Annotated in this window: 25 protein-coding genes and 1 tRNA gene; 9 read left to right on the top strand and 17 right to left on the bottom strand. The window is 53.6% G+C overall.

All coding sequences use genetic code 11. The features are described from left to right. Nucleotides 1–4: 4 nt before the first annotated feature. Complete coding sequence (locus ACGG90_RS06480; protein WP_390407318.1) at nucleotides 5–1,342, bottom strand: dihydrolipoyl dehydrogenase family protein; 1,338 nt, start codon at nucleotides 1,340–1,342, stop codon at nucleotides 5–7. Between the two features lie 171 nt (nucleotides 1,343–1,513). Here ACGG90_RS06480 and helD point away from each other — a divergent pair, with 171 nt between their 5' ends. The 3 genes from helD (at nucleotide 1,514) to ACGG90_RS06465 (ending at nucleotide 4,874) form a co-directional block, all read left to right on the top strand. Continuing rightward, entirely contained in the window at nucleotides 1,514–3,802 is a 2,289-nt protein-coding gene (helD, locus tag ACGG90_RS06475) for an RNA polymerase recycling motor HelD (RefSeq protein WP_390407315.1), read from the top strand. Between the two features lie 437 nt (nucleotides 3,803–4,239). After that, nucleotides 4,240–4,512 carry an AbrB/MazE/SpoVT family DNA-binding domain-containing protein gene (locus ACGG90_RS06470; RefSeq protein WP_390407312.1) on the top strand — a complete coding sequence of 91 codons (273 nt, stop codon included), beginning with the start codon at nucleotides 4,240–4,242 and terminating at the stop codon, nucleotides 4,510–4,512. 2 nt (nucleotides 4,513–4,514) lie between these two features. Then, entirely contained in the window at nucleotides 4,515–4,874 is a 360-nt protein-coding gene (locus ACGG90_RS06465; RefSeq protein ID WP_390407309.1) for a type II toxin-antitoxin system PemK/MazF family toxin, read from the top strand. Between the two features lie 231 nt (nucleotides 4,875–5,105). On the opposite strand, the gene ACGG90_RS06460 is transcribed toward ACGG90_RS06465, so the two are convergent. From ACGG90_RS06460 to ACGG90_RS06450, 3 genes are all read right to left on the bottom strand, one after another. Next, nucleotides 5,106–5,780 (bottom strand): CPBP family intramembrane glutamic endopeptidase, encoded by a 675-nt coding sequence (locus ACGG90_RS06460; RefSeq protein WP_390407308.1) that lies wholly within the window; start codon nucleotides 5,778–5,780, stop codon nucleotides 5,106–5,108. Nucleotides 5,781–6,408: 628 nt separating this feature from the next. Next, a tRNA-Thr gene (locus ACGG90_RS06455) sits at nucleotides 6,409–6,481 on the bottom strand. A gap of 82 nt (nucleotides 6,482–6,563) precedes the next feature. Continuing rightward, nucleotides 6,564–7,205 (bottom strand): HD domain-containing protein, encoded by a 642-nt coding sequence (locus ACGG90_RS06450; protein ID WP_390407305.1) that lies wholly within the window; start codon nucleotides 7,203–7,205, stop codon nucleotides 6,564–6,566. Nucleotides 7,206–7,279: 74 nt separating this feature from the next. Here ACGG90_RS06450 and ACGG90_RS06445 point away from each other — a divergent pair, with 74 nt between their 5' ends. Beyond that, nucleotides 7,280–7,696: a MarR family winged helix-turn-helix transcriptional regulator gene (locus ACGG90_RS06445; RefSeq protein WP_390407301.1), complete on the top strand. Its 417-nt coding sequence runs from the start codon at nucleotides 7,280–7,282 to the stop codon at nucleotides 7,694–7,696. Here ACGG90_RS06445 and ACGG90_RS06440 read toward each other — a convergent pair. Next, entirely contained in the window at nucleotides 7,680–8,399 is a 720-nt protein-coding gene (locus ACGG90_RS06440) for a nitroreductase family protein (RefSeq protein ID WP_390407298.1), read from the bottom strand. The genes ACGG90_RS06445 and ACGG90_RS06440 overlap by 17 nt on opposite strands. Before the next feature lie 58 nt (nucleotides 8,400–8,457). Between ACGG90_RS06440 and ACGG90_RS06435 the strand changes: the two genes are divergently transcribed. Next, the gene (locus ACGG90_RS06435; RefSeq protein ID WP_390407296.1) at nucleotides 8,458–10,968 is read left to right on the top strand and encodes an excinuclease ABC subunit UvrA; all 2,511 of its coding nucleotides are present in this window, start codon (nucleotides 8,458–8,460) and stop codon (nucleotides 10,966–10,968) included. Between the two features lie 561 nt (nucleotides 10,969–11,529). Here the strand turns inward: ACGG90_RS06435 and ACGG90_RS06430 are convergent. The 3 genes from ACGG90_RS06430 to ACGG90_RS06420 form a co-directional block, all read right to left on the bottom strand. Further along, nucleotides 11,530–12,522, bottom strand: coding sequence for an aldo/keto reductase (locus ACGG90_RS06430; RefSeq protein ID WP_390407293.1), 993 nt, complete (start codon nucleotides 12,520–12,522; stop codon nucleotides 11,530–11,532). Nucleotides 12,523–12,688: 166 nt separating this feature from the next. Beyond that, nucleotides 12,689–13,498, bottom strand: coding sequence for an HAD family hydrolase (locus ACGG90_RS06425; RefSeq protein WP_390407290.1), 810 nt, complete (start codon nucleotides 13,496–13,498; stop codon nucleotides 12,689–12,691). Nucleotides 13,499–14,156: 658 nt separating this feature from the next. Next, nucleotides 14,157–14,492, bottom strand: a complete 336-nt coding sequence (locus tag ACGG90_RS06420) for a hypothetical protein (protein ID WP_390407287.1) — start codon at nucleotides 14,490–14,492, stop codon at nucleotides 14,157–14,159. A gap of 284 nt (nucleotides 14,493–14,776) precedes the next feature. Between ACGG90_RS06420 and ACGG90_RS06415 the strand changes: the two genes are divergently transcribed. Further along, entirely contained in the window at nucleotides 14,777–15,034 is a 258-nt protein-coding gene (locus ACGG90_RS06415; RefSeq protein WP_390407284.1) for a DUF2187 domain-containing protein, read from the top strand. Nucleotides 15,035–15,127: 93 nt separating this feature from the next. Here the strand turns inward: ACGG90_RS06415 and brnQ are convergent, their stop codons facing one another. The 4 genes from brnQ to ACGG90_RS06395 form a co-directional block, all read right to left on the bottom strand. Then, on the bottom strand, nucleotides 15,128–16,459 hold the full coding sequence (gene brnQ / locus ACGG90_RS06410) for a branched-chain amino acid transport system II carrier protein (protein ID WP_390407281.1): 1,332 nt from the start codon (nucleotides 16,457–16,459) through the stop codon (nucleotides 15,128–15,130). Nucleotides 16,460–16,707: 248 nt separating this feature from the next. Continuing rightward, complete coding sequence (locus tag ACGG90_RS06405; RefSeq protein ID WP_390407278.1) at nucleotides 16,708–16,965, bottom strand: hypothetical protein; 258 nt, start codon at nucleotides 16,963–16,965, stop codon at nucleotides 16,708–16,710. A 469-nt stretch (nucleotides 16,966–17,434) separates the two neighbouring features. After that, nucleotides 17,435–18,112, bottom strand: coding sequence for a YczE/YyaS/YitT family protein (locus tag ACGG90_RS06400; protein WP_390407275.1), 678 nt, complete (start codon nucleotides 18,110–18,112; stop codon nucleotides 17,435–17,437). A gap of 79 nt (nucleotides 18,113–18,191) precedes the next feature. Continuing rightward, nucleotides 18,192–19,001, bottom strand: coding sequence for a Cof-type HAD-IIB family hydrolase (locus tag ACGG90_RS06395; RefSeq protein ID WP_390407272.1), 810 nt, complete (start codon nucleotides 18,999–19,001; stop codon nucleotides 18,192–18,194). A gap of 108 nt (nucleotides 19,002–19,109) precedes the next feature. Between ACGG90_RS06395 and ACGG90_RS06390 the strand changes: the two genes are divergently transcribed. Continuing rightward, nucleotides 19,110–19,580 carry a ribonuclease H family protein gene (locus ACGG90_RS06390; protein WP_390407269.1) on the top strand — a complete coding sequence of 157 codons (471 nt, stop codon included), beginning with the start codon at nucleotides 19,110–19,112 and terminating at the stop codon, nucleotides 19,578–19,580. Between the two features lie 46 nt (nucleotides 19,581–19,626). On the opposite strand, the gene ACGG90_RS06385 is transcribed toward ACGG90_RS06390, so the two are convergent. Beyond that, nucleotides 19,627–20,529 (bottom strand): LysR family transcriptional regulator, encoded by a 903-nt coding sequence (locus ACGG90_RS06385; RefSeq protein WP_390407266.1) that lies wholly within the window; start codon nucleotides 20,527–20,529, stop codon nucleotides 19,627–19,629. A 122-nt stretch (nucleotides 20,530–20,651) separates the two neighbouring features. Here ACGG90_RS06385 and ACGG90_RS06380 point away from each other — a divergent pair, with 122 nt between their 5' ends. Then, the gene (locus tag ACGG90_RS06380; RefSeq protein WP_390407263.1) at nucleotides 20,652–21,851 is read left to right on the top strand and encodes an aminotransferase-like domain-containing protein; all 1,200 of its coding nucleotides are present in this window, start codon (nucleotides 20,652–20,654) and stop codon (nucleotides 21,849–21,851) included. A 116-nt stretch (nucleotides 21,852–21,967) separates the two neighbouring features. Further along, entirely contained in the window at nucleotides 21,968–22,621 is a 654-nt protein-coding gene (locus ACGG90_RS06375) for an MIP/aquaporin family protein (RefSeq protein ID WP_390407261.1), read from the top strand. A 74-nt stretch (nucleotides 22,622–22,695) separates the two neighbouring features. Here the strand turns inward: ACGG90_RS06375 and ACGG90_RS06370 are convergent, their stop codons facing one another. The 4 genes from ACGG90_RS06370 to ACGG90_RS06355 all read right to left on the bottom strand — a co-directional run bounded on the left by ACGG90_RS06370 (nucleotide 22,696) and on the right by ACGG90_RS06355 (nucleotide 26,361). Continuing rightward, the gene (locus ACGG90_RS06370; RefSeq protein WP_390407258.1) at nucleotides 22,696–24,090 is read right to left on the bottom strand and encodes a CHAP domain-containing protein; all 1,395 of its coding nucleotides are present in this window, start codon (nucleotides 24,088–24,090) and stop codon (nucleotides 22,696–22,698) included. A 443-nt stretch (nucleotides 24,091–24,533) separates the two neighbouring features. Beyond that, nucleotides 24,534–24,902 (bottom strand): DUF1634 domain-containing protein, encoded by a 369-nt coding sequence (locus tag ACGG90_RS06365; protein ID WP_390407256.1) that lies wholly within the window; start codon nucleotides 24,900–24,902, stop codon nucleotides 24,534–24,536. Next, nucleotides 24,902–25,747 carry a sulfite exporter TauE/SafE family protein gene (locus ACGG90_RS06360; protein WP_390407254.1) on the bottom strand — a complete coding sequence of 282 codons (846 nt, stop codon included), beginning with the start codon at nucleotides 25,745–25,747 and terminating at the stop codon, nucleotides 24,902–24,904. The genes ACGG90_RS06365 and ACGG90_RS06360 overlap by 1 nt, the downstream gene beginning before the upstream one ends. After that, a complete protein-coding gene (locus ACGG90_RS06355) occupies nucleotides 25,744–26,361 on the bottom strand; it encodes a hypothetical protein (RefSeq protein WP_390407252.1) in 618 nt (205 codons plus the stop codon). The genes ACGG90_RS06360 and ACGG90_RS06355 overlap by 4 nt, the downstream gene beginning before the upstream one ends. Nucleotides 26,362–26,432: the final 71 nt, after the last annotated feature.

The raw sequence follows: 26,432 nt of genomic DNA, 5'->3' as shown, positions 1-26,432 counted from the left end.
TCAGTTAGCTGCGCGGGGTGCGCAACAAGTATTGCAGGTCGCTGGAAACGCTGGGATAGCCGTAGATCAGCTCCCTGGCCATATTCGACGTATGCGAATCGATCAACAGCGCGAATTGATTCACCAATTCTTCCGCATGCGCCGACACGATCAACGCCCCCACCAAATCACCGGACTCGCGATCAGTGATGGTCACCACGCGCGCCGTTTCATCTTGGACCCGATTATAAGTGTACCAGTGTGACACATCTTGGTCACGCACCAAATATCGCTCCGGCTGCGCCTTGGCCGCATCCAGCCGCACGCCGACATGCGCCAGCTCAGTGGCACCAAAGATGATCTCAGGAATCGCCGGGTATTGGATAGGATCGCTCACCCCCAACAAATGCCGCCCCACATAACGGCCTTCAAAGCTGGCCACCGGCGTCAGCTTCGGCTCCATTTTGTCCACCACATCGCCGATGGCATACACATGCGGCACATCGGTTTGCATGTGGGCATCTACCCGCAAGCCGTCTGACGTTGGCAACAAGCCGATCTTGTCCAACCCCAAGTCCATCGCCGGCACCCGCCCGATCGCAGAAAAAGCGGTGTTCACCACCAATTCAAAACCTTCTTCGCCTAACAAACGCACGCCGTTGACTGCCGGGCGCACCGCCGTTAAGCTCACTTCGTCATGCCAGCGCACGCGGCGCTGGATCATCAACTGGCGCAAAGTCTCGGTGGCGTCGCGGTCCCACCCGCGCAACAAGCGCTTGGAGCGGTTGATAATATGCACTGTCGAGCCGGCTAAGGCTGCGATGTTGGCCAATTCCACGGCAACATAACCAGCACCGATGAAGGCAATGCTTTGCGGCAATTGCGACAGATTCAAGAATTCAGTGCTGGTTTGCAACAGCTCAGCACCTGGAATATCCGGCTTGGCCGGCACCCGTCCAGTAGCGATGATGATATTCTTGGCCGTATAAGTCACATCTTCGGCTTGCACCGTATGCGCATCGACAAAATGCGGCCGCGCATGCCGCGTTACCACCCCTAACGCGTTCAAGCTGGCCAAGGTTTTCTCCGGTACCGTATCGGTATACGAACGCTTGAAATGCATCAACTTCGGCCAAGCGATCGCCGTTTCGCTGATGATTCCAACTTGGGCCATGCTGGCTGCGGCGGCTTTGACTTCAGCGGCACGGTACAACATCTTCTTCGGATCGCAGCCGCGATTAGGGCAAGTGCCGCCCCACAAATCCCCTTCAAACATCAATGCCCGCTGATGGCTCGCTAAGACGTTAGCCGCCGCCATCCCCGCCGGCCCTGCGCCAATAATGATCACATCATATTCATTCAAATTCTACACCTCCACAATAGCGTCTCTGCCTTGATTCTACTCGAGAAAAGGCAGAAGGACAATTTTTTACTACTATAACTATCGCTGCGAATATACCCTTTTATCGATAGGACTTGTCAAGAAGCAGCGCTTGCTCTAAACTAGATGGACTGAATTACAAGGAGGTGCGCCATGGAGAATGCTACCAAAGCGCTAGAACAAATCAGAGTCGATGCCGTCATGACCAAGCTGCACCAGCGCTTGGCCACCATCGCCACGCAAATCAAAGAAGCGCACCAAGACACCGCATTGATCGAGCAAAGTTATGGTGATGCCACCAAGGTCAACATCACCGAAATCGACGACCGGATGGAAACCAACGCCGCCGTGCAGCAACAGAAGATGATGGTCGCCCGCGCTGTGGAAAACGAAACCATCTTGTCCCATGAGCAAAACCGCCTGACGCGCTTAAGCCGCAACCCGTATTTTGGCCGCATCGACATCACCGATGAAGGCACCACCGAAACCATGTACATCGGCACCGGCACCTTCATGGACCAAGACAATCAATTCCTGGTGTACGACTGGCGCGCCCCAATCGCCAGTGTCTACTACAACGGCACGCTTGGGCCGGTGAGTTATGACACGCCGGTGGGCAAGCAAACCGTGACCTTGGACTTGAAGCGCCAGTTCATGATCGAACACGGCCGCATCACCAACATGTTTGATACCAATGAAACGGTTGGCGATGAGATCTTGCAAGCGGTGTTAGGCAACCAAACCGACGACTACATGCAAAACATCGTCGCCACCATCCAGAAAGAACAAAACGACATCATCAGAGACACTTCCGCTGACGTCTTAGTGGTGCAAGGCGTCGCCGGCTCTGGCAAAACCTCTGCGGTATTGCAGCGCGTGGCCTATTTGCTGTATCACGCCAGAGCAGCATTGGATGCCGATCAAATGGTGCTGTTTTCGCCGAACCAATTGTTTGCCAACTACATCTCCGCCGTCTTGCCCAGCCTTGGCGAGAAGAACATGCGCCAAGCCACGATGTATGAATTCTTTGCCAAGCGCTTCAACGGCTTGCATGTGCAGACGCTGTTTGAACGCTTCGAACAAGACGCCGCTAACTTGCCGGAAGCCACCAAGCGCATGCGCCGCTTCAAAGAAAGCGCCGGGTACTTAGACTTGGTGCGCGATTACGCCAACCACGTGCCGGTGCCGTATTTTGTCGACATTATGTTGAATGGCGAAGTCTTCTTCTCGGCCAAAACCATCGCCAAGATCTACGCCAAACAACCCGCTGCCGCCACGGCTGCCAATAAGTTCTTAGACACCAAGAACACCTTGATCCGCCGCTTGCGCACCCGCATCAAATTAGCCGCTTATGAAGATTGGGTGCAAGAGCGCTTAGACTTGTTGTCAGACGATCAAGCCCGCGCCATTCTCGGCGACAAAGAATTCGCTGACGGCGACCAAGAAGCACGCTATATTGCCGAAGCCGTAGTGGCCGACGCTTTTGCCCCAGTGTATGACGCGATTTATAATGACTATTTTCTCGATGAATACCAAGAATACCAGCGCTTCTTGGACACCGTGTGTGCCCCAGGGGTCGATTCTGAAGTATGGTCTGCGATGACGCAAGCTTACGCCAATGACTTAGAAGCGCACCAATTGCGCCTAGAAGATGCTGCGCCGATTTTATATCTGCGCAACACTATCGCCGGTTCTGGGCAAAACCACCAGATCCAATACCTGTTTGTCGATGAAATGCAAGACTACTCGATGTGCCAACTTCGCTATTTGCATTACGCCTTTCCTAAAGCCAAGCTGACTTTGTTAGGCGATGCCAAACAAGATGTCTTCACCGCCAATTATCAGCCTAGCGACTTCATTCACGAAATGAAGCAAGTCTTTGCCGGCATGAAAGTTGAATTGATCTCGTTAAACAAGAGTTACCGCTCCACGCGGCCAATCACCAACTTCGGCAAAGCCTTGCTGCCAAAAAGCGACCATATTCTGGCCTTCAACCGCGACGGCGAAAAGCCGCGCGTGTTGACCGTCACGCAAGACGCCGCCATGGCGGCTTTGACCCAATTGACCAACACCTTGTTGCGCAGCAATCACACCGTGGCCATCTTAACCAAAAACCACGCCGCAGCCACCAAGTTGTTCGCCACCTTGAAAATCGACACCCCGACGCACCTTCTGTCGCCAGCCGATCACACCATGCACTCTGGCTGCTTGATTTTGCCAGTCTACTTGGCCAAAGGCTTGGAATTTGATGCGGTGATCGGCTGGGATGTTTCCAAAGCCACTTACGGCACCGAAGCCGACCGCGACATCTTGTATACTTTAACCACCAGAGCCTTGCATCAGCTGATCTTGATCGGCATCGATGCGCCATCACCTTTAGTTGCCGAGTTGTCCAGCGAGTTGTACACGCCGCAAACCCTGACAAAAATTGGCGTGTTATAGAACCAGAGCGGAGTGGCGCGCTTTTAGCGGTGGATATAAGGCGGGATGACGTTTGGGCGGTTTATGCCCAAGCGGCGTCACGAATTATATCACGCCGCGTTGCGCCACGCAGCTCGACGATGGACCAGAGCGGAGCAAAGCGGGTTTAGCGATGCGTATAAGGCGGGATGACGCAAAGGCGTACTTTGCCTTAGGGGCGTCACGACTTATACACAATCGCGTTGCTTTGCGCAGCTCGACGATACCAGAGCGGAGTGGCGCGCTTTTAGAGGTAGATATAAGGTGGGATGACGTTTGGGCGGTTTATGCCCAAGCGGCGTCACGACTTATATCTCACCGCGTTGCGCCACTACTGACGCGGAGCTAATTGTGATGTAAGTACTTGTAAGTATGGTTGAGTGTGTGTATACTTGTACGTACGAAGAGGAGATGATCCTATGGCAGAGAAGTTATCTAAGCCAGGAAAAATTGTTGGCCGATTTGTCGCACGCAAATCTGGGAACTCATTGAGCCTGACAATTCCAGCCGAAGTGGGTGTGGAAGCAGGTAAAGAGTTCGTGTTGGTCGTCCAAGACGACGGTTCATTATTATATGAACCTCAACACGTTAACCCTTGGCACACGCAAGCAGCCAAAAATTATGACTTCCGAGCTGATCTTGATCACATGGGTAATATCTTTGAAGAGCCACGAAAAGGTAGGGAGTTATAGTCATGCGGATGCCTAAACAAGGCGACATTATATTTATTGATGCCGAACCACATGCCGGTAAAGAATTTGGCGGCCACAACCCTGAAACAAATAACAATCGACGTCCGATGATTGTTTTGTCAAACTCTGATTATAATCACGCAACCAAGATGGTGATTGGAATGGTCGTGACGCATAGTACCTTTGGCGATCAGAATTGGTACGAGCGGTTTGCCGATCTGTCCAGTGGTGTCGAAGGCAACATCGTTTTGTGGCAATTGCCGACTTATGATGCCGTTGCACGGCATACTGAGATCGTTGGGCATGTATCTGATAAACTTTTGAACCGATTAAAACAGGCAGCTAAAGATATTTTTGATTAAGAATATCGTAATGGCTGGCCTCAATAATTGATAATAAATTGATACGCCGTTAATGAAGAATACCCAAACAATCTGAACCACGATCAAGTATCGTTAGCCTACAATAAAAAAAACGAACCCTGTCCCGCGCCATTGAAAGAGCAAATGGCGCGGGACAGGGTTCGTTTATGTTGCTTGACATTGTTTTATGGTCTACGACTAACGATTTGCAGTACGGCTTAATAATGTCGCTTATAGAAACAGCGCGGCGAAATTATTCAGAAAATGTAACGCCATGCTATAGCGTATATCTTTGGTCTTGGCATAGGTCAGCACGAACACCCCGCCTAAAGCACTATACACCAACCAGTTGGCCGGATCTTTGAAACCGGAATGCAACAAGCCAAACACCGCTGCCGACACGATACCGGAAACCCACACCCACTGTTTCTGATCTTGATGAGGAAAACTGTGCATCAACAATCCGCGAAAAAGCAGCTCTTCCACCGGCGGCGCGCCGATCACGGCCACTAACGCCATAGCCAGCGGGGCTTGTTGCATGGAGGTCATGATCGATTCTTGGTTATTGGATTCTGGGATCGCATGCGTGCTGGTAGCGATGCTGGCGACGACTTGAATCGCCACCAACAGCACCACCATCAGCAGCATGAAACGCCAAGTCTTTCTGGTGGGCCGCAGCGGCCCATACAGTTGCGGTCGTTCGCTGCGCAGAAAGTAGCGATAAATCGACGCCAGCAGATAAATCAAACCACCGAAGCTGATGCCAAACACCACCGCGATCACCGTCGCAGACGTTTTGCCGCCGCCGATCATCGTCGGCAACACCGCAACTGTTTGCGCCAAGGCATATAAGGCAAAACACCCTACCACAGTGGCGATGCGGCCGATAAATTTACCAATAGACATGGAAAACCTCCCTAAGTGAAGATGACACGAGTAAGCATGGTTAACCGGATAATGCCCAGTACCGATCCTGATTCAAATACAGGAGGCCAGGTGCCGCGTAGGCGCGCGGGGCAAGCGACGGTCAGGCCGTGAAACGAGCAGCATCGTAAGACAAGCGGGTTGTGCTTGGCTTGCGATGCTGCTCGCGGCAAGTTTCAAGACCCGCGCTGAGCAAAGCGATGCGGGGCTTGAAACTTAGGCGGAAAACGCGCGTTTCTCAGCGCGGTTGGAGCCGGCCGCACTGCCTGCGCCGTCGCTTGCCCCGCGCGCCGAAGCGGCACCTGGCCGGGCTTAGCCAACACCTGCGTCTTGATCGAGTCCCCGCTTGATACGCTGTGGTCTTCGTCGAGCTGCGCAAAGCAACGGGCTTGCGTGTAAGGCATGACGCCGCTTGGGCAAAGAACGCCCAAACGTCATCCTGCCTTACACTCCGCCCTAAATACGCTTTGCTCCGCTCTGGTTTCTTCGTCGAGCTGCGCAAAGCAACGCGGCGTGATATAAGCTGTGACGCCGCCAAGGCAAAGAGCGCCTTTGCGTCATCCCATCTTATATCCACCGCTAAAACCGCTTTACTCCGCTCTGGTATATATGCCGTCTGCTGGATTTGAACCAGCGACCTCAGCCTTACCACGGCTGCGCTCTACCTACTGAGCTAAGACGGCATGTCAGTTGTCTCACAAAAACAACTGCCCAATCAATATACAATACCCGTATTGTACCATGCAACCATTTTGCCACAAAAGGCTACGCACGACCGGTCACTTCAGCCAAGAACTCGGCCACGAATTCATGCATCACCGCATCGCGCTTGGCGGCAATGGCTTTGGCTTGCGGCGTGTTCATTTGCGCAGCCAGCTTAAACAACTTCTCGTCAAAATGATTAAGCACCGTTGATTCATCGCTGCGATACGCCGTTTCGTCCAGGTGATGGCGCGGTAAGCGCTTAGGATCATACATGCGGCTGCCATGGGCGCCGCCATACATGAAGGTGCGCGCAATCCCCACGGCGCCGATCGCATCCAAGCGATCGGCGTCTTGCACCAATTGACCTTCCAAACTCAGCACTTGATGCGCCGCCAAGTTGGCTTTGAAGCTCATATGATCGATGATTGCAATGATCGCCTCTTGCTGCGCAACCGTCGCGCCAGCTTGGGCCAACACTTGTTTGGTGCGCCTTTTGGCAATAGTCACTGAGGCGACTAGTTTATCATCGTAAGTATCATGCAACACTGCTGCGGCTAACACCACTGCCGCGTCAGCTTGCGGGGTTTGTTGCAGCAGCAACTGCGCGTTGGCCACCACGCGCTGGATATGGTCGAAAGCGTGGCCGGAATGGTCTAAAGCCGCGCCTTGCTTGGCATAATTGGTTAGAATTTCTTGGTCCATAGGCTCTTCCTTGCTTGTTGAGATAGTAACTCGGTACAATTAAGTCATAGACAGCCGCTCACAAGGAGGAAATCATGACCAATGACCTGCTAACAGCCAATGAAACGCTGCAACAATTTCGCCACCTCACGACCCCCAACAGTCAACTGCGCACCACCCCAGAAATGCGGCTGCTGCTGAGCTTAAGTTCGCGCAACGACCAGCCCACGCCTAGCACTTTCGCGCAAGAATGGCACGTGTCGCGCGCCGCAGTGACCAAAGCGATCGCCGGGTTAGTCGCCGATGACCTGGTGGAGAAAGTCGTCAACCCCAAAGACAAACGCAGCTTCGCCATTACCTTGACGCCCACCGGCCAAGTCGAAGCCAGCGCCTTAAAAACACTGTACTTGGCGCAAGTGACGACTTTGCAACAACAAATGGGCCAAGGCCAATTCGTGGCGCTGATCACGTTATTGGAAGCGGCTAATCAAGCCCTTACTGCGGCAGAATAAACCCTTGCCGGCGCAAAATCGCCCCGATTTCGTTGCGGTGATGCTGATCTTGCGTCAAGTGGCGCACCACCAGCGACGTGAAGGTCTCTTGGCGCGGATTGCCGCTGCGATGTGCGTAATACGCGCCAAGGGTGGTATCATAATCTTGCAGCCCACCGGCTTCAGGATACCCGTCGACGCCAAATACGGCAGCTTTAGGCAAGCGCGGCTTGGCTTCAGGGTCTTGATCCGGCACGCCGATCGCCAACCCTAACAGCGGAAAAGTGTGATCCGGTAAGTGCAATAAGTCGATCATTTGTTGCGGATCGTTCAAGATGCTGCCTAAGATCACCCCGCCTAAACCTTGGCTTTCTGCAGCCAGCAAGGTGTTTTGCACCGCCAGCGTCGCATCAAATACGCCAGCCAAGAACGCATTCCAATTGCTGAAGTTGGCCACATCAGCACCTTTTGGGGTCAATTGAATGTCGCGATGGGTATCGACCACGAAGATGAACAATGCCCCAGGGCCTTTAATGAAGTCCCCTGAGCCGGAAATCGCGGCGATTTGCTCGCGAAGGGCCAAGTCTTTGACTTGGATCATAGTAAAAGATTGCAAGAACTCACTTGAGCTGGTGGCTTGGGCGACTTTCTCTAAAGTTGCCACAGGCACTGGCTCATTTTTGAAGCGGCGAATACTGCGGTGGGATAAGGCGATTGGTTGCATGACGGTTCCTCCCGAGTCAGATAATTAATTAGATAAGTTAAAAAGAAGGTTACAACATATGTCTCATGATACCACGAATGTCGACCACATCGTTGTGCGCGGCGCTCACGTGAACAATCTGCGCCATGTCGACGTGGACATCCCCTTACACCAACTGGTGGCCATCACCGGCCGCAGCGGCTCTGGCAAATCCAGCCTGGCTATGGGCGTCTTATACGCTGAAGGCATGCGCCGCTATGTGTCGGCGCTGTCCACTTACACCAGGCGGCGCTTAGGCCAACAAACCCACGCCCAAGTCGACAAAATCGAACATATCCCCAGCGCCATTGCTTTAAGGCAGCGCCCGGTAGTGCCTGGCATCAGAAGCACTGTAGGCACCACCACCGAAGCGCTTAACGTGATTCGCTTGATGTTCTCGCGCCTCGGCTCCCCGCGCTGCCCCAATGGCCACCAATTGCCGCCGACGCTTGAAATCGCCCATATGATGGACACCCAAGGCGAACAAGCGCACCTGACTTGTCCAGTGTGCCACGCCACCATCAAATTGTATGGGGCAGAGAGTTTTGCCTTTAATTCCGCAGGCGCTTGCCCCACTTGCGGCGGTACCGGCCAAGCCAAGACTTTAGCGCCTGAACGCCTGATCCCTGATCCAAGCAAAACCATCCGCGACGGCGCCGTGGCTTCTTGGCGCCTGCCTGGGCGCAACTTCATGCAAATTGTCGCCCAATATGCCGGCGTTGACATCGACACGCCTTTTGACCAATTGCCAAAGGCCCAACAAGATATGGTGCTGCACGGCCCCAAGCAAACTTACGCCATCAATATCCCCAGCAAAAGCGGCAAGATCTTCCACATGGACAACGCCATGTATGAGAACGCCTATAATGCTGTATTAGATTCCATGGCCACCACCACCAACGAGCGCGCCATCGCCCGCCTCAATCGCTTCTATCAATTCGGCGTGTGCCCAACATGCCACGGTTCACGCTTCAAGCCGGAGTTGTTGAGCCAACTGTTAGCCGGCAAAAATATCGCCCAAGTCAGCGACATGACTTTGGCGCAATTGCAAGCCTTCCTGCCACAAGTATTGGCTTGGCTGCCAGAAACGATGCAGCCTTTGGCCCACGACATCATTCGCGAGCTGCAACAGATCCTGCGCCCCTTGCTTGATCTTGGGTTGAGTTACTTGCAGCTTAGCCGTGCCGGCGCCAGCTTATCCACTGGTGAACTGCAGCGCATTCAACTGTCGCGCACCTTGCGCACCCAAACCACCGGCGTGTTGTATGTGTTAGACGAGCCATCCATCGGCTTGCATCCGGCCAATGTCAACGGCTTGATCGCCGTGATGCGCGGGTTAGTCGCACAAGGCAACTCAGTGATCGTGGTCGATCACGACACCGCCATTATCGAAGCCGCCGACACAGTGTTGGAAATCGGCCCAGGTGCCGGCGCTAACGGCGGCCAATTGCTGCATGTGGCAACGCCTCAGACACTGGCGCAAGCTGCAGACTCTTTGATCGGCCCGTTCTTAAACGGCAAAGCGCAATTGCGTGTGCGCCAGCAGCTGCCAGCGTCGGCGAAGCAATACGGCGTCACCGTCACTGACCGCTTCAACTTGCATGACGTGACGGCGCATTTTCCACTGAATCGCTTCTCGGTGGTGTCAGGCTTCTCAGGCGCCGGCAAGTCCACGCTGGTGTTCGATGCCTTAGTGCCAGCTTTGACTGCGACCAAAACGCACCCGGCCCCGGCGTTCACCAAAGACGTCAAACGCTCAGGCATCCGCCGCGTGGTTGCCATCGATGCCACGCCGGTAGGCAAGAACGTCCGCTCTACAGTGGCGACTTATACCGACATCCTCGATCATTTGCGGACACTGTTTGCCGCGCTGCCGCAAGCGCAAGCCGATCAGAAAACCGCCAGCGATTTCTCGTATAACGTCAAATCCGGCGCCTGCCCGACTTGTGGCGGCACCGGGCAAATCAGCTTAGACATCCAATATCTGCCTGACATGCAAGAAACCTGCCCCACTTGCCACGGCCAGCGTTACAACCCGGCGGTGCTCAAATACCGCTGGCACGGCTATAGCATCGCCGACCTCTTGGCCTTGTCGGTGGATGAAGCCTTGCCAATTTTTGCAGATGTTGCCGCAATCGAAACAACGCTGACCACCTTGCACGACATGGGTTTAGGCTATTTGCACCTAGGCGAAAGCACCCCGGCTTTGTCAGGCGGCGAAGCTCAGCGTCTGCGCTTGACCAGCCACTTAGGCAAAACGCAAGCGCACACCTTGTTCGTCTTTGATGAACCAAGCGTCGGCTTGCACCCGCTGGATGTGCAGGTGCTGCTTGACGTCTTCTCACGCCTATTGGCTCAAGGCGGCACCGTGTTGGCCATTGAACACGACTTAGACGTCTTAGCCAACGCGGATTACATCTTGGACATGGGCCCAGAAGGCGGCGTACTCGGCGGCCAAATCGTCGCCACCGGCACCCCTGAAGCCATTGCAAAAGGCAACGGCCACACCGCAAAATACCTGCGCGAACACTTGGCCCGGTTTAACCAGTAACGCAAACAACGCCTGCCTGACTCATTTACGAGCCAGGCAGGCGTTGTTTTGTGGTTTCTCGTCGAGCTGGGACGCTGCCAAGATACAAACCGCCTTTGGGTCCTCCCATCTGATCTCCCCCGCTAAGTGCGCTTTGGTGTCTTCGTCGAGCTCTGCAAAGCAACGCGGTGTGATATAAGTCATGACGCCACTTGGGCAAAGTACGCCCAAATGTCATCCTGCCTTATATCCACCGCTAAATGCGCTTTGCTCCGCTCTGGTTTTCGTCGAGCTGCGCAAAGCAACGCGATTGTGTGTAAGCTGTCCCGAGCTTATGGCAAAGCCCGCCATTAGCTCAGGCCATCTTACACACATCGCTAAGACCGCTTTGCTTCGCCCTGGATAATGTAGGACACGCGCCGGAGCAACACCTGTCCGGGCCTGCCCTAAACGACTGTGGTCTTCGTCGAGCTCTGCAAAGCAACGCGGCGTGATATAAGGCGTGACGCCGCTTGGGCCAAAACCGCCCAAACGTCATCCCGCCTTATATCCACCGCTAAAACCGCTTTGCGCCGCTCTGGTTTATGCTTTGGTAATTTTGTCGATTGCGGCCAATTCGTCTGCCGTAAACTTCAAATTCTCAACAGCTTTCAAGTTATCATCGAAATGCTCGATACTGGTAGTCCCAATGATCACACTGGCCACGACTGGATCTTTTAACAGCCAAGCCAACGCCATTTGCGACAAGGTTTGGTTGCGATTCTTCGCGATTTCGTTCAGTTGATTGAGGCGGGCGACAACTGCTGCTTCGCCGTCTTTCATCGTGGCAGAATTCGTGTGATGAATCGAGAAACTCTCATCAAAGCCGTTCAAGTACCGATCACTCAACAAGCCCTCAGACAGCGGTCCATAAGCGATCAAGCCCACGCCGCCTTCGCGCAGTGTATCCAACAAGCCAGTATCTTCAACATTGCGGTTAAACATGTTGTAACTCATTTGATTCAACACCAGCGGCGTATGCAGCTCTTTAAACAACTTAATGGCCGCTTTAGCTTGCAGCGTTTCGAAATTCGAGATCCCGATATACAGCGCCTTGCCTTGGCGCACCACATCATCTAAAGCCTGCACCGTTTCTTCAAGCGGCGTTTCCGGATCGAAGCGATGCGCATAATAAACATCCACATAATCCGTTTGCAGCCGGCGCAAAGAGCCGTCAATGTGCTGCATGATGCCTTTGCGCGACTGGCCGATGCCATAAGGGCCTTCGTGAATCGAGAAGCCGCCTTTAGTCGCAATGACTAACTCATCGCGATACGGCTTCAAGTCACTAGCCAACACTTGGCCTAACAGTTTCTCGCTGGACCCCAGATCCGGGTCGCCATAATGATCCGCCACGTCAAAATGAAACACCCCAGCGTCAAAAGCATGCAGCAATAACGCGCGGCGATCGGCTAACGGTGAGCTTGAGTCAAAGTTGCGCCATAAGCCTAAAGAAACTGCCGGCAACAATAATCCAGAATGTCCGGCATGGCGCAACGGTACACTACCATAACGATCAGCACTTGCTTGATACATAGTTATCCCACCTTTTGAGTTTGCCCGATGTGTGATGACGCACCGGTTTGATTGCGCTTCCAGCGTAACAAATGTGCCGGCTTTTGTCCATGTTCTCACGACAACACAGACAGCGCTTCTTACGATTCAAGATACCAATCGTAAGAAGCGCTGATGAGGCTGATACTTATTTAAACCAATTGCTTAAGAAGTGCGCAATGCCGTCTTCCGTGTTGGCCAGGGTTTGATAGCGCGCAGCTTTGGCCACATCTGGCACAGCGTTGCCCATCGCGACACTGATGCCAGCGGCTTGCAGCATCCCCAAGTCGTTGAGTCCATCGCCAAAGACGATGGTACGGCTGGCGGGGATGCCTGTTTTGGCCTGCAATTCGGCAATGGCCGTCGACTTGTCGACGTGCTTGGGAATCAATTCGATGTTAGTCGCGTCACTGGCCGACAAGTGCATGGCGTTGGTTTCTGCCAAAGTCATCATCGTGCGCGCCAACGGTTCCGGATCATCTGGGCTGAAAATGATCCCGTTGGTGATTTCACCAGCGTGTTCGAGCAATTTCTCCACCGTGTGCACCTGCTGCACGGCAATATCGGCAGCAGCTGACGCAAAGCTCATCAAGGTGTCAACCACCTTCTGGCTAGGCGTCTTAGTGTAATACACGGTGTCGTCGGTGAAATACACCGCCGTCAGCGCCTGGGCGCCGGCCGCTTGTTCGGTGACGGTCAAGGCGTGCTCGCCCATCAAGTGGTGCACGCGTGAGCCGTTGAAATCATACACTGCGCCATTGGAGGCGATGATCTCAGCGCGCGGATCGACTTGCTCGGTCATGATCTTAGCCAGGTTATACATCCGCCCAGTTGCCGCATAGAACTCGTGTCCGGCGTCCATCAGCTGTTGCAACACCTGCGCCGTCTTAGCGCTGACGTGCTGATGATCATACGACAAGGTGCCGTCGATGTCGGAAATAATCAGATACTTATCCATGGATCCTCCTGTAGAAAAAGACGGCCGAGGCCGCCTAGTGCGATAATGCGTAAAAGTTGCGTAAAAATGGGATACGGCGCGATGCTAAAAACATGGGCGCAAGGGTCGCAAGTTTCGAGTTTTCGCGACTGCGTGCACGACATTGAGTCTATGGCAAAACCCAGCCAGTGGCTCAAGCCAGCTTACGCACATCGCCAGAAACGAGTTGTTCCACTCTGGTCTTCCTCGTCCTACTCACTATCCTGATTCCAATCAAGGAGGACAGGCGTTGCGTAGGTGCGTGGTGCGGCTAGCTGGTCAGGCCGTGAAACGATCAGCACAGTAAGACTTGCGGGCTGTGCAAGGCTTGCTGCGCTGATCGCGGCAAATTCAGAGACGGGCAAGTGAGCAAAGCGAGCGCCTGGCTCTGAATTTAGGCGGAAAACGCGCGTCCTTTGCGCGGTTGCAGACGGCCGCACCACGCACCGGAGCAACGCCTGTCCGGAGCCTCGAGCAAAACTTTACCTTATTGAGTCCTCGCTTGATACGCTGTGGTCTTCGTCGAGCTGCGCAGCCCAACGCGGCGTGATATAAGTCGTGACGCCACGAAGGCACAAACCGCCTTGGTGTCATCCCGCCTTATATCCACCGCTAAGTTCGGGCTGCTCCGCTCTGGTTTTTAACGGCCTTGTGGGATGCTGGCTAAGCTGGCTTTGTACCAATCGTTCCATGGTGTTTCTGGCAAACCGTTATCATCAAATGGCGCCTTGATGGCAGTCAGTAAAGCCTTGAGGTTGTCGCCGCGATCGGCGATCAAGCCATCGATCAATTCTTCAGTCGAGAAGCTGTGGTTAGCAGACAACCAAGCGTTGATATCTGCCACATGGCCGGATTCGTCGGCTTGCGCGATCAAGTCCAAGCCTTCGTTGCGGTACTTGTCTAAGTAGAACTGCGTGAAGTCACGCACGGCCTTGGCCTGCGCTTCTGGGGTTAATTCAGTGATCAGTTTCGTCATGTTGATGGTCTCCTTCTTTCGCGATGCCACAAGATTATCCGTCGGCTTCGCTCATTTCATACAGTATCTATTCTAGCCGTTAACTGCCCGTCAGTAAACGGTTAAGCTTTGTGAATCGACTGCGGCTCACGGTAAAGCGGTTGCTATACCACTTAAGCGAATCGATTCGGCAAAATTGGTAAATTAGAATTATTTGTGAATTTTTTCGCTAGCACCCTTGAATACTCCTACAAAATGAGGTAGTGTACTTATCATCAATCGACACCTGAAAGGATCTGATCGTATTGAACAAGGAAGATATTCATCTTGGCGACTCGCTTGAATGCAAGGTCAAAGAAGACATGGAGAAGCCCTTTACCGGCACGGTCCAGAAAATGTACGAAAACTCGGCACTGCTTGATATCACTGACTATGCAGCCGCCGACAAACAAAACGTCGCAGAGCTGAACTTCAAGATCGTGATCAACTTCAAAGCCATCCGCAAGAATTTTGGCGGCGGCCATGCCGATCCCGAACCAACTGCTGAAGAAGCAGAGAACTAAGTCCATCAAGACTTGGCCAATAAATACACAATAAAACCCAACGGATCCGAGAAGTCAGGCAGACTTCTCGGATCCGTTGAGTTTTAGACCAATTTACGCCTTGCGCCGGCGATCGAAGATGATTCCAACAATTGCGCCAACCACCGCCGGCACCACCCAGCCCATGCCATTGGCAAAGCCTGGCAGCCATGCCCCCAGCTGCAACAACCACGCGATCAACCCAGTGTGGGCACTGGCTGGCAAGGCATTAAGCCCATCCAGCACCGCAGGGATCGCCGTAAACGCCATTGCGCAATTAAATAAATAGCGCGTGTGGGCAAACTTGGGACTGATCAGCCCGGCTAAGATCAACACGATCGCCAACGGATACAATGCCATCAACACCGGTGTCGACACTGCCAACAAGTTCTCCAAGCCGATGTTGGCAAAGACCATCGGGATCAAGGTCGCCACCGCGATCACCCCTTGATAAGGCAGCTTCGGGAATAATTCCGTCGCCGTATCCCCAAACGCCGTGATCAAGCCGATGGCCGTTTTCAAGCAGGCAATGATCACGATCACCGCCAGCAATGCATTGCCCAGCGTGCCAAAATACGCATGTGCCACATTCGCCAAGATCACCCCGCCGTTATCAGCACGGGCAAACGGCCCCAAGGCATTGCGCCCCAGCAAGGCCAACAGCGCATAGATCACCGCCATTAACACACACGCCAACCCGCCAGCGCGCACCGTGTGCTTGGCGATCGCACCAGGCTCGCTGATGCCCAACTCGCGCAAGGCGTTGACCACGATGATGCCAAAAGCCAGCGCTGCCAGCGCGTCCATGGTGGAATATCCATTGGTGAAGCCGGTGGCCAACGCAGCGTTTTGATAAGTGCCGCTGGCAGCAAGACCGTGGCCTAATGGGTGGATCACCACTGCCGCGAGCAAAATCGCCAATACCACCAGAAACGCCGGCGTGAGCATTTTGCCAACGTAAACCATGATCTTAGACGGCTTGCGGGCCAACAGCCACGCGACGCCGAAGAACGCCACTGAATAGCCCCACAGCGCCGGCGTTTGGTGCGGTGCGGCGACGAAAGGCGTCAAGCCGATTTCATAAGAAATCGTCGCCAGCCGCGGCAAGGCAAACAGCGGCCCGATACACAAGTACAACAAGATCGTGAAGCCATAGGCAAACGGCCGATTGACCTTCTCTGCCAAGTGGAAGACGCCATCGACTTTGGTGATCCCGATGGCCGCCACCCCCAGCAGCGGCAAGCCAACGCCTGACAATAAGAAGCCGATCAGCGCCGGCCACAAGTGGCTGCCGGCTTCTTGACCCACGAACACCGGAAAGATCAAATTCCCGGCGCCGAAGAACAAGCCAAACAACATGGTGCCGATGAAGACGAACTCCCGGCGCGTTAAGGTGTGTTGAGACATACTGGTCCTCATTTCTCACATGATTTTCCACAATTCTACCAACCAATTCTGGTAATTCTGTGACAAACGCATGAGAACGTACACACGAAAAAGGCCAGCACAGAATGTTTCACGTGAAACATTCTGTGCTGGCGCCAGTGAAGCCTAGGTAAATGCCCGTCAAATTGAGATGAACAAGCACCCTGGAGAGCCAACGACGTATCAGCACAAACCCAATTCAGTCAGCCTCACTTGGACAAGCTCAATGCTTAAACTGGTACCAAACACAAGCCAAGAATAGCTGACAGATAAGTCATTCGAGGGTACATAATCGGCGCAGCGAAGGCTAGCGGCGCAAGTAATGCAAGCTCGCCCAACAGTTGCGCGGCTGCCAGTTGATCAACGCGCGAACAATGGGCTTCATTCAGTTGATCAATAGCCACAAAAAGACACGATCTCATTGAACAGATCGCGTCAATCTTGATTACTAAATGCAGACTACGCCGCTTGGGCTGTTCATCATGCATTGACTATCCTGATTCGATCATGTAGGCCAGGTATTGCGCAGGCGCGTGGTGCGGCAAGCTGGTCAGGCCGTGAAACGATCAGCACAGTAAGACTTGTGGGCTGTGCAAGGCTTGCTGTGCTGATCGCGGCAAATTCAGAGACAAGCAGGCGAGCAAAGCGAGCGCTTGGCTCTGAATTTAGGCGGAAAACACGCGCTTTTCAGCGTGGTTGGAGCCGGCCGCACCGCCTGCGCCAGCTTGCCGCACCACGCGCCGGAGCAGCACCTGTCCGGACGCTAACGACTGTGGTCTTCGTCGAGCTGCGTGGCGCATCGCGGGCGCGGCTAGCTACGCTCTGGGGTCTTCGTCGAGCTGCGCAAAGCAACGCGATTGCGTATAAGCCATCCCGATCCAATGGCACAAACCGCCATCGGCTCAGGCTGTCTTATACACATCGCTAAACCCGCTTTGCTCCGCTCTGGTTTTCTGGTTATACCTGCAAATGCCGATGTTTGAGTTTTGGAAACACCCGCTTGTCGGCGACACCAACGATGGCGCCTTGGGCCACCAGGGAAAACAGCGTCCCGATATTTACCGCATACAATTGGCGGGTGAAGAATAAGCACAACAAATCGATGATAATCGGCGGCACGAACGAAGTCGGCTGGGCAATGGCGGCGTTGCCTTTCAAGAAGTGGAAGCGCAAGATCTGCATGAAGTCATCGTTTGGATGCAACACCACATTGATCCGCTGATAAATCGACGTCGCACACCCGATACACAAGATGCCAAACAAATCGATCGCCACGCGCGCCCACAACGGGAAAGCCACGATCGGCGTCATTTTCAACACATAAGCAAAGCCTGACACCAGGAATGAGAATGGGATCATGTACACGAAATTACCGATGATCCGCCGCCAATCGACATGGCGCAAGACGCAGGTGTTGAAAATCACCACCGCAACGCCTTCCACAAGCAGTACCGCCAACAGCGATACCCCGAAGGCATGGCTGAGGTTCACGGCACTAGACGTCCACAACGCCGAGCCTAAGTTCATCGCCACGGTCAAACCGTTGCCAAAGCCGTTGAGCGCCAATGAGAAAGCAAACATCCCCAACAGCGAAGCGCTCGATAAATGTGTCTCTTCTTGCCTTTGCACCGCCATACCACACCTCCGTTTTGCTCAGTATAGTCCGCATCGCATCAGCATACCAGCGCTATGGCCGTTGACCTGTAAATTTGTCCTACAGAGCTAAGTAATCGGCAAGATAATCGGCCATCCCGTCGCCTTCGTTATCATAAGCCGTAATCGCATCGGCGGCCGCCAACAGCTCTGGGCGCGCATTCTTCATTGCCACGCCCACGCCGGCGTATTGCAGCATATCCAAATCATTCATATCATCGCCAAACGCCACGATATCTTGTTGGTCAATGCCATAGGTTTGCGCGACGTAAGCCAACGCGCTAGACTTACTGGTATGCCCAGCGGTGACTTCAAGCGCCGTGTGCGCGCCACTCCATGCGCCCCAAGTCTTCGGCGTTAAATCCGGATATTGACTGGCGATGGCCGCCTCAAGCGGCGCCAACGTGGCTTCGTTGATAAACATCGTCACTGAAATCGGCGCCACTGTCAGCCCCGCCTCATCAAGCAAGGTCTCAGGGGCTGGCATATCCGGCAGAAACGGCACATCTTGATAACCATGATCGGCAACCAGCAGCTGCTTGCCTTCTGCCACCATCAATTGAATATCATAATCTTGCTTGAAGCGCCGCAGCGCCAGCGCCTTCGCCACCCGAATGGCGACTTGCCGCTCGCCGCGCCAAGCTTGATGCGGCTTATGGACCAAAGCACCGTTGAAGTTGATCATCGGCGTGTTTAAGGCCAATTGATCGTAGAAGGGTTCAGAAATCGAATCCGGCCGGCCTGTGGCGATCACGACCAAGTGCCCTGCAGCTTGCGCAGCTTGCAGCGTCGCCACGGTTTGTTGACTCAGCGTCCCTGCTTGATTCAAAGTCGTGCCATCCAGATCCAATGCGATCAATTTGCGTGTCATCAACAAGCCTCCATTTTTTAGCGTGTTTCTATTTTAGCAAACATTGCGCCAAAATGGCACCAAGCAATCGTCGCAACTCACCTCAAACCTTCCAAGGAGGCCCCCTTCATGCCAGGCATCACCTTATATACCGACGGCGGCAGCCGCAACACCGGCGTCCACAAAGGCGGCAAAGTCCGCCCTACCGACAAAAGCGCTTGGGCAGCGCTGTTGATCTACGGCGAACATCACAAAATGCTCACCGGCGGCGATTATGGCCGCACCAACAACTACATGGAGATCATGGCCGTCATCCAAGGCCTCGCTGCCATCAAGCAACCCAACTTGCCAGTTGCTGTTTATTCAGATTCCGCTTATGTGATCAACACCATGCACAATCGCTGGTGGGTCAAGTGGCAGCGCAACAACTGGCAGAAGAATGGCGAACCGGTGATCAACGCCGACTTGTGGCAACAACTGCTGGCGCAACTGGCGCGTTTTGACCAAGTCACATTCCACAAGGTCAAAGGCCACGCCAACGACCCTTACAATAATGCTGTAGACGCGGCGTTGAACAAGACGATGGATCAGCTGCAATAACGCCAAAGCGCCGCCCACACTTGATCAGTGCAGGCGGCGCTTGTGATTATGCCTTGGTCACTAGGCAGTCATCTGGATATTGTTGTTGCAAGTAATCAATGATCACTTCTTGCATCCGCGCGACAGAAGGCGACTTCTGGGTGGTCGGGTTCATCACCAAACATAACGTTCGGGCAAAAGGTTCCGAAAACGGATAAGTGTTGATATCGCCCACCAGCTTCTTTAACGCTAACTTCGGCAGCACCCCCAGGCCCAAGCCTGCTTCCACCATCGACAAAATTGACTGATCATCCAAGGAATAATGCAGCGAATTGGTCGATACGTTATAGCGATCCAACGCCTTCTTGGTATCGCGATCATAGTCGGATTGCTGCAAGATGAAGTTCTGATGCGCCATGTCGCGATCGGTCATGAAGGTGCCATTAGCTGGCGTGTAGGCCCGCGGGGTGATGCAATAAATCGGATCTTGCAGCAAGGGGATGGCGATCAATTGCTTGGCCACCGGCATCAGCGAGAAGCCAATATCGATGGTCCCTACGCGCACTTGCTCGGCAATTTCATTGAAGCTGGCTTGTACCAAAGACACCGCGATTTTGGGATATTGTTTCTTGAAGGCCAGAATGATCTCAGGCAGCCAGTTGTTGGATACCGATGAGAAGGCGCCAATGCGAATGCGGCCGGTGTTGATACCGTTGATGTTATCGGCGATTTGCACCAATTGATCTTCCAGGTTCAAGATCGACTGGATCGTCGGCAAGATCGTGGTGCCGTCCGGCGTCAGTTCCACCCCGGTGCGGTTTCTGATAAAAAGCGGAAAACCCAGTTCCGATTCCAACTGCGAGATGCTGTGCGACACCGCACTAGGCGTCACATTCAGCGCCTGCGCCGCTTGCATGAAGGTGCCTTTATCCACCACTGCACTGAAGACTTCATAACTAAAATTGCTCACAACGATCCCCCATTTTGGCCTGACGTGAATTTCCGTCATGTAAGTTTGAATAAGTTGAATTTTACTTAATCATAGCGACCTTGTATGCTTAAGTCAAGTTAGTACGAAAGGATGGGATCACGATGGAATTAGCACAACGTAATTATCAATCAGCGGCAGCAGGCTTAGAGGCATTGTTTGCCGCGAGTGCGCCAGACGTGATCTCTTTTGCCGGCGGCTATCCTGACCGCAGCCTTTTTCCTACACAAGCGCTCAATCAGGCTTTCGCCACCAGCTTCACCAGCGGCGATTCAGAGTTATTACAATATAATTCCGCCCGCGGCTTCTTGCCCTTGCGCCAGAAATTGGCCAAGCGCATGAGCCAAGACGGCATTCTTGTGTCTGCCGATGATGTCTTAATGACGCAAGGTGCCCAACAAGGCATCGATTTGGCGGCGCGCTTGTTGTTGGACAAAGGCGACGGCTTGGTGGTCGAAGGCCCCACTTATGTCGGCGCGCTGGCGGCTTTTGACGCGTATCAGCCGACTTATTACACCGTGCCAGTCGAAGCTGACGGCATGGACTTGCACGCCTTACAGAAGCTGTTGATGACACACAAGATCAAGATGATCTACACGGTGCCAGACTTCCAGAATCCTACCGGCACCGTAATGTCAGTGGCCAAGCGCAAAGCCTTAGTCGCTTTGGCCAACCAATATGACGTGGTGATCTTAGAAGACGGCCCGTATCGCGACTTGCGCTACGAAGGCGAGAACCTGCCGCCGATTCGCCATTTCGACACCCAAGGCCGCGTGATCTTCTTAGGCAGCTTCTCTAAGATCTTGGCCCCAAGCTTGCGCATCGGCTGGCTCACTGCCAGCGCTGCACTGTTAAAGCCGTTAATGGCATTAAAAGGCGGCGCCGACGTTGAATCCAGCACCTTAATGATGCAAGGCATCAACAATTACTTGGCTCACAACGACTTAGACGCGCACATTCAAACCATCCGTACTTGTTACAAAGCCAAGAAAGACTTAATGGTGCAAACTTTGCGGCAATACTTGCCAGCAGGTTGCAGCGTCAACGATCCGCAAGGCGGCTTCTTCTTATGGCTGAGCTTGCCGGCAGGCTTTGACGCTGAAGCGTTCATGTATGATACATTGTTGCCTAAAGCCAATGTTTCCTTCGTGCCAGCCAGCGTGATGATCCCTGGCAAAGGCTTGACCAATGGGGCGCGCTTGAACTTCACCGGCTGTTCAATGGCACAGATCCAAGCCGGCAGCCAAGCCCTAGGCGTTGCGTTAAGCACCGCCTTGCGCCCCTCTGCTGCAAACGTTCAATAAGCATCCATTGCCAATAACCCACCGCACGCGGTGGGTTATTTGTGTGATATCGCGCATTGCATATATTTTTTTCTTTAAATTTGATATTATGAGGGAAAAGCATATGGAGGAAAATGATGCAAAAATTAACTGCAGAATTCATGGGCACCTTCTTATTAGTCTTTATGGGTAGCGGTGCTGTGTTATTGGCCAAAGGCGACGCGTTGACGATCGCTTTAGGCTTCGGCTTGGCGATCACCGTGTCGGCTTACGCGTTTGGCGGGATCTCTGGCGGCCACTTCAATCCGGCAGTCACCACCGCCATGGTGATCAATGGCCGCACCCCAGCCTTTGATGGGGTAATGTATGTGATCGCGCAAGTGGTTGGTGCCATTGCCGCATCAGCATGTGTACGCGTGGCCACCAGCGCTTTGAAACTGCCAGCCAGCCAAATGGCTCAAACGGATTTCCCTAAGATCAGCGCCGCTTCCGCCTTCTTTGTTGAAGCACTGGCCACTTTCTTGTTTGTGATGGTGATTTTAGCCGTTACTGCCGATCGTTTCGGCAACGCCGATTTTGCCGGCTTAGCCATCGGCGTATCTTTGGCCTTATTGATCTTATTTGCCTTGAATCTCACCGGTGGGAGCTTGAACCCGGCACGTTCCATCGGCCCAGCCATTTTCGCTGGCGGCAGCGCCTTGCGTCATTTGTGGCTGTACATCCTCGCCCCGGAAGTCGGCGCGATCATCGCCGCTTTCGCCGCCCGCTTCTTACTGGATACAGAAGATTAACGATTCATAATGCGTATTCAATAAAAAAGGCGCTGAGCAACCGAATATTTCGGATGCTCAGCGCCTTTATTTGACTAACGGTGGATATAAGTGAAGCTGCTTGCGCCGCTAACCGTTTGAGTGTTCGGGCCGCCTGGATTGCCAAAGCCCATGCCGCCTTGTTGGACAGTGATCGTGTTGCCGGAAACACCAACAACATAAGCCACGTGACCATAACCGGCTGCGGCAGTCCAGCCGCCGAAGTTCTGGCCGCCGGCAACAACCACGATGGAGCCTACGCTAGGCGTGTGGTTGACCGTAAAGCCTTCAGCTGCAGCCGAAGCGCCCCATTGGCCGCCATTGCCCCAGTGGTTGCCAGCCCAAGGTGCAACTGACTTCACATACCAAGTGCACTGACCCCAGGCATAAGCGTTACCAGCGTTGTCGCTGGACGTCTTGTTGCCAGAAGCTGCTTGATAGGAGCTGGTGGTGTTGCTTGAAGCCGTGTTGCTTGCAGTGCTGCGGCTAGTCGCGGATTGGCTAGGCGTTGCAGTGCTGTTAGTCGTGCCATAATATGGCGTTGCACCTGCAACCCAAGCATTGGCGCCGACTTTGTACCAAGTGTAGCCGTTAGCTTGTGCCGTGGCAGAGTAGCTGCGCACAGCGCCTGCTGGTAAGGAACCAACGACGCCATAACCAGTCCCGGCATTGCTGCGCAGGTTGGAAACGACACTGGTCTTCACGCGGCCGCTGGCTGACGTAACAGCAGGGGCCGTCGTAGTTGCTTTAGCCGCTGTGCTTGCGGCAGGCTTAGCTGGCGTAGAAGCCGCAGTGCTAGGTGCAGCTTGGCTGGCAGTTGCGTTAGTCGTGGTTGCAGCAGGCTTGGCAGCCGGTGCGCTAGGTGCAGCTTGACTGGATGCAGCAGCACTAGGCGCTGCAGTGGCAGTTGTGGCCGCTGCCGTTGGCGTAGAAGCTGATGCTGCAGTAGTTGCAACAGCAGCAGTTGCCGCAGTTGCGGTCTTGGCGCCGGCAAATTCAGAAGCCCCGGCACTGGCGATCCAAGCGTTAGCGCCGACTTTGTACCAAGTGTAACCATTGGCCTTAGCCGTCGCAGTAAACGTCAGAACTTGGCCTGGGTAGTAGCCGCCGACGATCTTGTGGCTAGTGCTTGGGCCGACACGCTTGTTAGAAGCGTAGTTGACCTTAACTTGGCCGCCGGTAGATTGTGCGCCGGCATCGGCAACCCACTGGTTATCACCGATTTCAAACCAAGTATAGCCGTTCTTCGTGGCAGTGTTGGTGTAAGTATGGGTTTCGCCAACGCTTAAGCCGCCGATGATCTTAGCATCAGTGCCTGGTTGTTGACGCAGGTTGGATGAGTAGTTGACCTTCAAGCTGTTAGCCGATACGGTCTTGGATTGTGCGAACATCACACCGGCGAACACGGCGGTACTGGTCAATAAGGATGCGGTAAGTTTACTTAATTTCACGTATATTCCTCCTGGCGGGTTGCCTTCAATAACAATGGGCAATTAACGATCACAGAAAATTCATCTGTGTTCTAACTTTCAATAACTTGAGTCTAACAGGTGAATTTTACACAAGCATGACAGCACTAGCACATTTAGACTACATCCAGAATAATTTAATAACAGAAATCGCAACCGTTGTCTTACAGTGCTAATTTATCAATAACATTGTCCTGACACGTTAACCATACAAAACACCGTCATGACAGACTCTTGTAGTTAGCAAGAGCCTGCCATGACGGCGTTTTGAAAATAATCGTTTACTTTCGGCTATGCTCAGTTACGGCACACCACCCAGATGCCATTAGCGATGATGCACCACTTCGCTGACGGCTGTTCACCACGCAAGCCACTACCCTGATTCAAGCCTACTCTTCAGCAAGAGGCGCTGCTCACAGCGGCTGTTAGCCGATGTAGCCAATGATCATGGCCACCACCAAGATCACCAACACAATCGTCGTGATCCACGTATATAAGCGGTCTTGTTCCTTGATAAAGGCGTAAATCGACACCACCACCCGCAACACCGGCGTCAAGATCAGCAAGAAGATCCCAGTCATCAGCCAAGCATAGGCCTTAAAGTGGACCACGCCGCTGGCAATGGCAGTGATCGTGTGCGGATGCACCCCTGCTGGATAACCACTGGCGCCGGAAATCAACAACATGGCCATGCCGACAAGCATCACCGCCGCAGCCAGCAAAACGCCGATTTGCATGATCTTACCAATGATCAATTCGATGTCATTGATCTCTTTGCGCATATCATCGGTCATCAGATCGTCACCCCGAATCCTTTAAGCAGCATTTGGACACTCATATAGCCGATCACCGGGATAAAGATCAAGCGCAGCACCTTGGTGGGCATCACTTGCATCAGGCGCGTCCCAAGCGTTGCACCAACCAAGATCCCCAACGCGATTGGCGCAGCAATTTGCGGCTGCAAGGAACCGTTGAAGAAATACACCGTCGCACTAGCAGCGCCAGTAACACCCATCATCAAGTTGGACGTGGCAGTCGAAGGCTTCAGCGGCATTTGCATGATGGTATCCATCGCCAAGACCTTGAAAGCCCCTGAACCGATTCCTAACAAGCCGCTGGCCATCCCCGCGCCCAGCATCATCAAGAACCCGCCGGGAACATTGGTGACTTTGTATTCAACTTCTTGCTGGGTGTTCTTATCATAATACGCGCCATTCAGCCGCAGCTTCACCGCCGCAGCGTCAGGTTTGGGATCGCGCTGCTTGGCTTTTGTGCCGACGAGCTTGCGGATCATGTTATAAGTCGAAAAAAGCAGCAGCGCCCCAAACAGCATGTACAAGAATTTACCTGAAATCACCCCTGAAAGCACTGCCCCGACCACGGCACCAACCGTGGTGGCGATTTCTAAGAACATGGCCACGCGCAAATTAAGCATCTCGTCTTTGAGATAAGCGATCGTCGCCCCGGAACTAGTGGCGATCACGGCAATGATCGACGCGGCGATCGCATATTGGATCGGCAGGCCCATCACCAAGGTGATCACCGGCGTGACAATGATGCCGCCGCCTAAACCCAGCAACGCCCCCATCGCCCCGGCCAGCAGCCCCACGCCAACAAAAATCAGCGCTTGGGTGATCATGCCTTGCCAGTGCCTTTTTTCGGCGCGGCTTTAGTTGCAGGTTTGCGCGTCGTTTTGCGCGTCGTTGTTTTACGCGCGGTGGTTTTGCGGGCGGTTGTGCGCCGAGCTGGTTTCTTAGCTGCCGGCTTCTTTTCCGGCTCTGGTGCTGGTTTTGGCCGGTTGTGGTTTTCTTCGATCACTTGCAGCTTCGCCATGCCTTCTGCCACGATTGCGGCTTGTTGGGCAGACTTGGTGGCAGTATAGTCATCCAGCGTTGTCACCTCATCGATGCGCAGCCCAGAAGCGTTGACATCAGGTGAAATCACGATCAGGTACAAGCGCAGTTCCGCCATTTCTTCAGGCTCTATGAAGTTGATGATCTTCTTGGCGTCGGCAAAAGGCAAGTTGATGATCCCAGTTTCCAAGCGGATGATCGTCGGTTCTGGACTTTCAATCGTCAAAGACGCTTGGATCAGCTTGCCGTCAGCAATTGCTTGGTCAACTGCAGCAAACACCGGCGCCAGCGCCTGATCGAGCCCTTGCTGCTTGAGCTGATCTGGCGTGGTGGTAAAGTTCTCAGTAGCGAAGTTGCCGTCCATAACAGCATCTTGAAACGCCTTAGTATTGATTTGCATAGCATCCGTTCCTTTATTCAGATTCGTGACATGCCCAATGATAGCCTACTTATAGGTGCAGGTTCAACTTT

It is taken from the genome of Lacticaseibacillus jixiensis, from assembly GCF_042847315.1.
Classification (GTDB): Bacteria; Bacillota; Bacilli; order Lactobacillales; family Lactobacillaceae; genus Lacticaseibacillus; species Lacticaseibacillus jixiensis.
Note: the sequence above shows the minus strand (reverse complement) of the source record. Positions and strands in the feature narration are given on the sequence as shown.